A 6,702-nucleotide genomic window follows, 5' to 3' on the forward strand; every position below is an offset into this window, starting at 1 on the left:
TAAAAAATTAAAAATTAATGGAAATGGAAAATAGCAGGAATATCTAGAGGTATCTGCGATCGCTGCTAATTGTAAGTTATGTATCCTGACTTGGAGGCTGTTTTTGGATTTCTTGCTGAATCTCTTCTAGACTCAAACCTAACTCTTTCGCTGTTTCTTCAAAACTCAATCCCAATTTCAACAACAAAGGTATCATTCTAAACTTTTCTTCACGCGCTCCTTCTTGTTTGCCTTCTTGTTTGCCTTCTTGTTTGCCTTCTTGCTTGCCTTCTTGATAAACTCGTGTTTGTTTCAAATCACTTAACCCAAACATACCTTCAATCTCCTCTCGACTCATTGTCGGAAATTTGTAAACCAAAATTGTCTCTATTAATTCTAATAATTGCCGCCGTTGCGGTTCAATGTTGATTTCTTGCTGGGTTCTCTCTATTAACTGCCTAGCAGATGTGATTGCAGTCTCCTCTTCATCGACCAATAATTTCATCGTAGCAATTCCAACTGGTAATAATGCAGTTTCACCTAATTCATTAAGATAAATGCGACTAACGCGCCCACTTGTGAAAAATTCACTGTAATTTCTGATATCTGCTGTATCTAAACTGCGATTAGGATAGATAACTACTCCTCGCCAATAATTCTTAGGTTTATTTTGGCGCAAGTATAAAGAAATTTCTGAAAATAAGCGTGAATAAATTTCTGTGTCGGTTTGAAACTGAACTTCCACAAAGTAAATCGGATTTTCTTCCCCTTGGGTTGGCAAAAAAACTCCATCTATACGGAATGCAGTTTGCTTAATTTCAATTGAAGAGAATTTATAAGCCTCTGCGATTTGGGGTGGATTACCAATTAATTCAAAAAAGATGCCAGGAAGTTCTTGAAAAAGGCGATAAAAAATACTGTCAGTTTTCACGCTTGATGTATTGCTGAGATTTGCCGCGTTGTCATTTTATCGTGAAATACTACTGATAAAAATTAGTAAGCCGACTGCAAGAAGCAATCGGCATAACAAATTCATGATAATTTAGTTGCAATTTAGCCGTGAGTTGCACCTTGAGGAGGACGCGAAACAACTTTTTTGGCTAAACCCAAAGTCTGCAAAACTGAGATGCTCCACCAAGTAACATCAATCTCCCACCAAGAAAAGCCAGATTTTGCCATGTGAGGATAAGTATGATGGTTGTTGTGCCATCCTTCTCCATAAGTGACGATAGATACCCACCAAAGATTACGAGCGCCATCATTGGCATCAAAGGTGCGATAACCCCACAGGTGTGATGCTGAGTTCACAAACCAGGTTGAGTGCCAAAGTAAGACACATCTGAGAAACACTCCGTAGAATACGAAAGGCCATCCTCCTAAGACATAAAGCAGTAAGGCGAAGGGTATTTGCAACAGCAAGAAGTAGCGATCTAACCAACAATAATAGGGTTGTCTTGCTAGATCGGGGGCATATTTTTTATAGGTGTCATAGTCAAAAAATTCTGGGCGCGGGTAAAAAATCCATAGTATATGGCTCCACCAAAAGCCTCTTTGGGCAGAGTAAGGGTCTAAATTAATATCTTCTGTGTGGGCGTGATGCTGGCGGTGTCCACCTACCCAAAAAATTGGCCCACCTTGCATAGCCAACGCTCCAATCAGGGCGATCGCATACTCTAACCACTTAGGAACTTGGAAACTCCGATGGCTCAGTAGTCGGTGATATCCCAAACAAATACCAATGCTCCCGAATAACCAGTGCAGAAACACTAGCAAACCTAATGCTGACCAGGAGAAAAACCAAGGAGACAGAAGTGCTAAAGCATGAAATGTAGCAAAAAATACTACATTCGTCCAACTGAGTTGAGGTGACTTGCCTCTCTCAGGGGCGATCGCCCCAAAATTTGCGGTCATAAAAATTCCTGTTGATGGATCATGAAGCGATTTGCTTTTTCTTGGGCATAACCCCACTAGGATTTACCCACCCTGTACATCAGTTCATTACAGTAGAGTAAAGCAAGTATCACTTACATTTGTTATGCTAGCAGAACTCTGATATCCGTGCAAGTGCCACTTGCATTTCTGTATGTCATCTCATCTCATTTCAACTCGTCAACGCCTGATTCAAGCTGCACTTGAGTTGTTTTCTGCTCACGGAGTCAGCGCAACCACAACCCGCCAAATTGCTGAAAAAGCCGAAGTCAACGAAGTGACTCTATTTCGGAATTTTGGCAATAAGCATGGACTCCTTTTGGCTGTGCTGGAAGAGTCCGCAGCCTTCAAGGATTTAGGTGAGTCGCTGGTGCGGCGGGCAACGCCTCCCGGCAATGTCTACCAAGCTCTTAAAGATTATGCAAGTGATAGCTTACATGCATTAGAACGAGTGCCAGAGTTCGTCCGGTCTGTGGTGGGTGAAGCCGACCAATTCCCGGCAGAAAATCGCCGCGCACTAGGTAGGGGAGTAACAGAGGCAAACCGCTATGTAGCACAGTATTTAGCTACTGTAATCCAGCAAGGCCACCTAAATACCTATTTACCGGCAGAAAAATTAGCCAGTTTGCTGAATGGGATGATCTTGGGATATGCCGTAATTGAGTTCACCAGCGAATTTCACGAGCTTTGGGAGGATCGGGATGATTTTCTGGAAAATTTGGTGGAGTTGTTTTTAAATGGAGCCATGTCATCTTCAACAGAATCAGCAATGAACTCTTTACAAGGCGGGTTCATTAGCACAGAAGTAGCTGATTTGCCTGCTAGTTTAGTTCACGAAATTCTGCAACAAGCGAGGAAATCGGGAGTACGAGATTATGCCTTGGCTTATGTGTTATTTGGGGCTGGGTTATCCGCTACAGAAATAATTAGCTTGGAGCGATCGCACCAAATCTACGATACTCAAGGACACTTTTTGCAAATTACAATTCCCGGATTTGTCCGTCAAGTACCTGTGAATCAGTGGATTTTGGGTAAACGCTACGGTTCTTTTACTAATAATCCTTTAATCAAATGGCTGAAAAGTCGTAAAGATTCTCAAACAGCCATGTTTTTGAATGAAACAGGCAAACCGCTTTCAGAATCAGAGCTTCAGACACGTTGGCAAATATGGAGTGATGGACTGTTAACTCCCCAAGGACAAACGCCAGATATAGCACAAGCACAACAAACCTGGCGTGTAGAAATGTTAATGCGGGGGATCAGCTTGGAAAACTTGATTATTTTAACAGGTTGCGATCGCGCCCAATTACAACCTTATGTCCGCCGAGCCAAAGAAAAAGCCGCCCTAGAGCAAGCTACCCGTTTGGATCATAAGCCAGGGTAGAGAGTGGAGATTTAAATCAGTTCACTGTTAACTGTTCTTGTTTACCATTGTTGTTTGCACCATTCAAGATTGTAGCTGTACTCTCAGATGGGGATTGGGTGTTGCTAGAACGGCGTGATGATTTCTTGCGTGGCTTACCTCCCGCCTGGATATATTGCAAACTGTCTTTGCCATAATGGGTTGCCACACTCATTAACATCTTTTCAGAGTAGCCGCGCAATTCTTCTTCAATTAGAGAGAGGCGACCTGCCATTTCATCTATGCTAGAGAGTAAAGTGTTGTAGGTAGATAGCTGGGTTTGCAAGGTTTGGATGTAGCTGTCGTAGTCTTTCAAACTTAATCCGTTGCCAAATTCTAGTGTAGGGCTAATTGATCGCATTCCTGCAATTCGACGGAGAGCCTTTTCTAAATCTGGTGAACTGCGTTTTAGTCGTGCCATGAGATGCGCTCCTGAAGAAGTTATAGGATTACTGTATGTACTGTAGCCAATGCAACAATAAACTTCTCTGAGAGATAATTCGGAAAAATTAAAGCAAATTAAGATCGACCTAATTACTTTTAGTGGATTATACTTAGACATTTATTGAGAATGTCAAAAAAACTACATAAAGTGAGCAACAGATACCCCAAAGTCGTATTGAGGTACTTCAAAGTCGTGTTGAGGTACTTCAAAGTCGTGTTGAGGTACTCCAAAGTCGTATTGAGATACTCCAAAGTCGTTTTGAGGTACTCCAAAGTCGTATTGAGGTACTCCAAAGTCGTATTGAGGTACTTCAAAGTCGTTTTGAGGTACTTCAAAGTCGTTTTGAGGTACTTCAAAGTCGTTTTGAGGTACTTCAAAGTCGTTTTGAGTGAGGTACTCCAAAGTCGTATTGAGGTACTCCAAAGTCGTTTTGAGGTACTAGATGATGAGTTTTCTTGCCTTAACCCAATACAGTTCAGTTAAGCATTTCTTTCTTCTCTCTGCGTCCTTGGCGTCCTTGGCGGTTCGTTAAAAAAATTGAGTTTGACAAAGAGTTTTAGCCTTAACTGAACCGTATTGTGCCTTAACCCGATTTACGGTCAAGGCTATTCACCAAACAGTGGACAAAACTACACTCCCAAGGTTCTTGGCAACTTTTGGTGATCTTGGTTGGGGGAAGGCAAAAGGCAGACGTAATGATTTGTCCATGTTGTCAACACTGTATACATATTGATATATTCAATGTGTACATTGTTGACAAGGTAGAGAGATATGGGAAAAAAAACCAAGGAATCGCCTATTGTAAGCTTCCGTGTGCCACATTCTGTTGTCGAAAAGTTAATTACAGATGGCAGATTGAAGCCTAACCATACAAAGTCAGAGTTATCCAACCTAATCAAAAATGACTGGTTAGCCTCTGTTGATGCTGGTGTAGAACCGACTGTGAGTGTAAATACTGTTTATGAGCAACTAGTAAAAATAGATAGAGTTCTAGAAATACTTGAGGACAATAAGCCGAATGGTGTTGTTGATGCCAATGTAGACAGTGTTGACAAAATCAGCTTGCCTCAAAGCATAGACTCAATCTCGTCGGATAATCAGCTTGTAGAGGTTGCCAATAGTAATGTACACCCCGTAGAGGAAATAAATGGGGATAATAAACCGAATGGCGTTGTTGATGAAAACAGTATTGAGTCATTGAATTTGAAAAAAAATACTTATACGGCGCTTAAAGAGGCACAAGTTAACACAATAGAAGATTTAAAGAAATATAGTGTCACAGGCTTGCGAACGCTGAAAAATCTGGGAAATAAATCTGTATCTCAGATAGTTGAAGCACTGCAAAGCCGAGGGATTGAGTTACCAGTTCCAGACCCGGAATACACGCCTTCTCTGTGAGCAGTGATTCCGAAAGTTACGCGCTTTGAATTAACATCTGCCTGCATTTGGTCTAAAAGGCGCTCTTTTTGGCTTTCAGCTTGTTCCCAGCCCCCTGCTGATGTCATCAAATTCCACTTTTCCGACATCTTCCCTAACTGGGGACAGCCTCGCCAAGCTTGCTGCTGCTCCCAGGTCTAATTATTCAGTTACGTCTTTGTCATCAGTCTGTAGCGCTTTAAAACTCAGTGTTAACTTCTGCCAGAGTGACTCAATTTCCTCATAGCACTCTTGTGAAGAAAGTTTTCCCAAAGTCTGTAGATTGCACAGATAACAAACACGTTGAGAAAATTCTTGAAGATTAGCATTGAATAAAAAACTTTGAGGCGTAAACTTACCAAGATAGCGATAGCGCTCGTAGAGGAAATTGTTTTTAGCTGTCTGATCGTAGTCATCCATATAAAAATCTTCTTAGCTAAAATTGAAACTTGATTTTTTAAGGTTGTTTTTTAAATTAATATCTACATTACCTGACCTGTCCATCACTGTGATCGTAAAACAGATAAATCTCTCCTGGGAGTGAGTAATATTCACTCAAGAGTGGGACAGATCCTTTGTAATACCAACTTTTAACCGAATGTTGGTAAAACGATAAAAATTTGAGATACTGACGGTAACGCTACCCCTTGTTCCGTCGAGTTTTGTCATTTGTCTGCCCTGGATATCATAGCCGATCGCCAATCACCGAAAGTTGGTAAAACGGAAAAAATTGAGCCTGCTGCATCCAGATCCAAGTCACCAAATCAGCACAGATATAAGGGTGTGCGATCGCGGGAATATCCAAGAAGATGATAGCTGAAGGCAAGTTCCAAAATTCACATTGAGTCAAGCTGCTAAATTGAAAAAACCCCGTTGCTGGAATTTCAGTAACGGGTTTTATGTTAACTAGCTTGATTAATACGCCGTTTTAATTCAGCCTCTAATTGTTCTGGAGTGCTGACCACTACCCCCGGTTTGGCTCTCATGATACTGAGGTAATGCTGAAATGCCTCCTCGTCCTCGGGGTTTGATATCACATATTGTCTTAATTCTTGCTCATTAAGAGTTAAATAGTCTGTCATCGGATAATGTTCTCCCCGTTACTAAAAATTTCTACTTGGATGGTTTCGCCTATCAAAATTACGATCCGGCTTGTCCTCTCATCAAATCCAACCAATGCTATATCTCTAAACAAATTACTAGCCCGAACGCAAAAGTCAAAGAATGCTTTAAGTTGTTCGATGGTCGGTTCCATACCTCTTACCATTGAATAAAATTAAATCGGTTAATTCGTGACCAGTTAGGATAACATTGCTTTTGTCAATTATAAATTTCGCTGAAAAGTTAAGAGAGAATAAAGTATTAAATTAAGCTTAGTACTTAGCTTGAGCAGAAAAATGAATGATGATGACTAAAAAAGTGATGCCTCTTCCACATTAGAAAAGTGATCGCCCTTAGAGGATGTTTGAAAAGTAATGATTCATGTATCACATATTTTTTACCCCACCCTAACCCTCCCCTTATAAAGGGG

General features: G+C 41.0%; 10 protein-coding genes. 2 read left to right on the forward strand and 8 right to left on the reverse strand.

Annotated features, from left to right (window positions below):
- Positions 1 to 76: 76 nt before the first annotated feature.
- Positions 77 to 910 (reverse strand): Rpn family recombination-promoting nuclease/putative transposase, encoded by an 834-nt coding sequence (locus tag RMZ43_RS29240; protein WP_322648618.1) that lies wholly within the window; start codon positions 908 to 910, stop codon positions 77 to 79.
- A 122-nt stretch (positions 911 to 1,032) separates the two neighbouring features.
- Positions 1,033 to 1,890, reverse strand: a complete 858-nt coding sequence (locus tag RMZ43_RS29245) for an acyl-CoA desaturase (protein ID WP_322648619.1) — start codon at positions 1,888 to 1,890, stop codon at positions 1,033 to 1,035.
- Between the two features lie 172 nt (positions 1,891 to 2,062).
- Here RMZ43_RS29245 and RMZ43_RS29250 point away from each other — a divergent pair, with 172 nt between their 5' ends.
- On the forward strand, positions 2,063 to 3,292 hold the full coding sequence (locus RMZ43_RS29250) for a TetR family transcriptional regulator (protein ID WP_322648620.1): 1,230 nt from the start codon (positions 2,063 to 2,065) through the stop codon (positions 3,290 to 3,292).
- A gap of 16 nt (positions 3,293 to 3,308) precedes the next feature.
- Here RMZ43_RS29250 and RMZ43_RS29255 read toward each other — a convergent pair whose 3' ends face one another.
- Complete coding sequence (locus RMZ43_RS29255; RefSeq protein ID WP_322648621.1) at positions 3,309 to 3,731, reverse strand: hypothetical protein; 423 nt, start codon at positions 3,729 to 3,731, stop codon at positions 3,309 to 3,311.
- 162 nt (positions 3,732 to 3,893) lie between these two features.
- Positions 3,894 to 4,157, reverse strand: coding sequence for a hypothetical protein (locus tag RMZ43_RS29260; RefSeq protein WP_428850937.1), 264 nt, complete (start codon positions 4,155 to 4,157; stop codon positions 3,894 to 3,896).
- 369 nt (positions 4,158 to 4,526) lie between these two features.
- Here RMZ43_RS29260 and RMZ43_RS29265 point away from each other — a divergent pair, with 369 nt between their 5' ends.
- Positions 4,527 to 5,153: a DNA-directed RNA polymerase subunit alpha C-terminal domain-containing protein gene (locus RMZ43_RS29265; RefSeq protein WP_322648623.1), complete on the forward strand. Its 627-nt coding sequence runs from the start codon at positions 4,527 to 4,529 to the stop codon at positions 5,151 to 5,153.
- Between the two features lie 180 nt (positions 5,154 to 5,333).
- Here the strand turns inward: RMZ43_RS29265 and RMZ43_RS29270 are convergent, their stop codons facing one another.
- The 4 genes from RMZ43_RS29270 to RMZ43_RS29285 all read right to left on the reverse strand — a co-directional run bounded on the left by RMZ43_RS29270 (position 5,334) and on the right by RMZ43_RS29285 (position 6,426).
- Positions 5,334 to 5,591, reverse strand: coding sequence for a DUF7219 family protein (locus RMZ43_RS29270; protein WP_322648624.1), 258 nt, complete (start codon positions 5,589 to 5,591; stop codon positions 5,334 to 5,336).
- A 265-nt stretch (positions 5,592 to 5,856) separates the two neighbouring features.
- Positions 5,857 to 5,997 (reverse strand): hypothetical protein, encoded by a 141-nt coding sequence (locus RMZ43_RS29275; protein ID WP_428850938.1) that lies wholly within the window; start codon positions 5,995 to 5,997, stop codon positions 5,857 to 5,859.
- Between the two features lie 76 nt (positions 5,998 to 6,073).
- Positions 6,074 to 6,253, reverse strand: coding sequence for a DUF6887 family protein (locus RMZ43_RS29280; RefSeq protein ID WP_322648626.1), 180 nt, complete (start codon positions 6,251 to 6,253; stop codon positions 6,074 to 6,076).
- Complete coding sequence (locus RMZ43_RS29285; RefSeq protein WP_322648627.1) at positions 6,250 to 6,426, reverse strand: DUF6888 family protein; 177 nt, start codon at positions 6,424 to 6,426, stop codon at positions 6,250 to 6,252. Before RMZ43_RS29285 ends, RMZ43_RS29280 begins: the two co-directional genes overlap by 4 nt.
- Between the last annotated feature and the right edge of the window lie 276 nt (positions 6,427 to 6,702).

Source organism: Nostoc sp. CmiVER01, from assembly GCF_034531135.2.
GTDB lineage: Bacteria > Cyanobacteriota > Cyanobacteriia > Cyanobacteriales > Nostocaceae > Nostoc.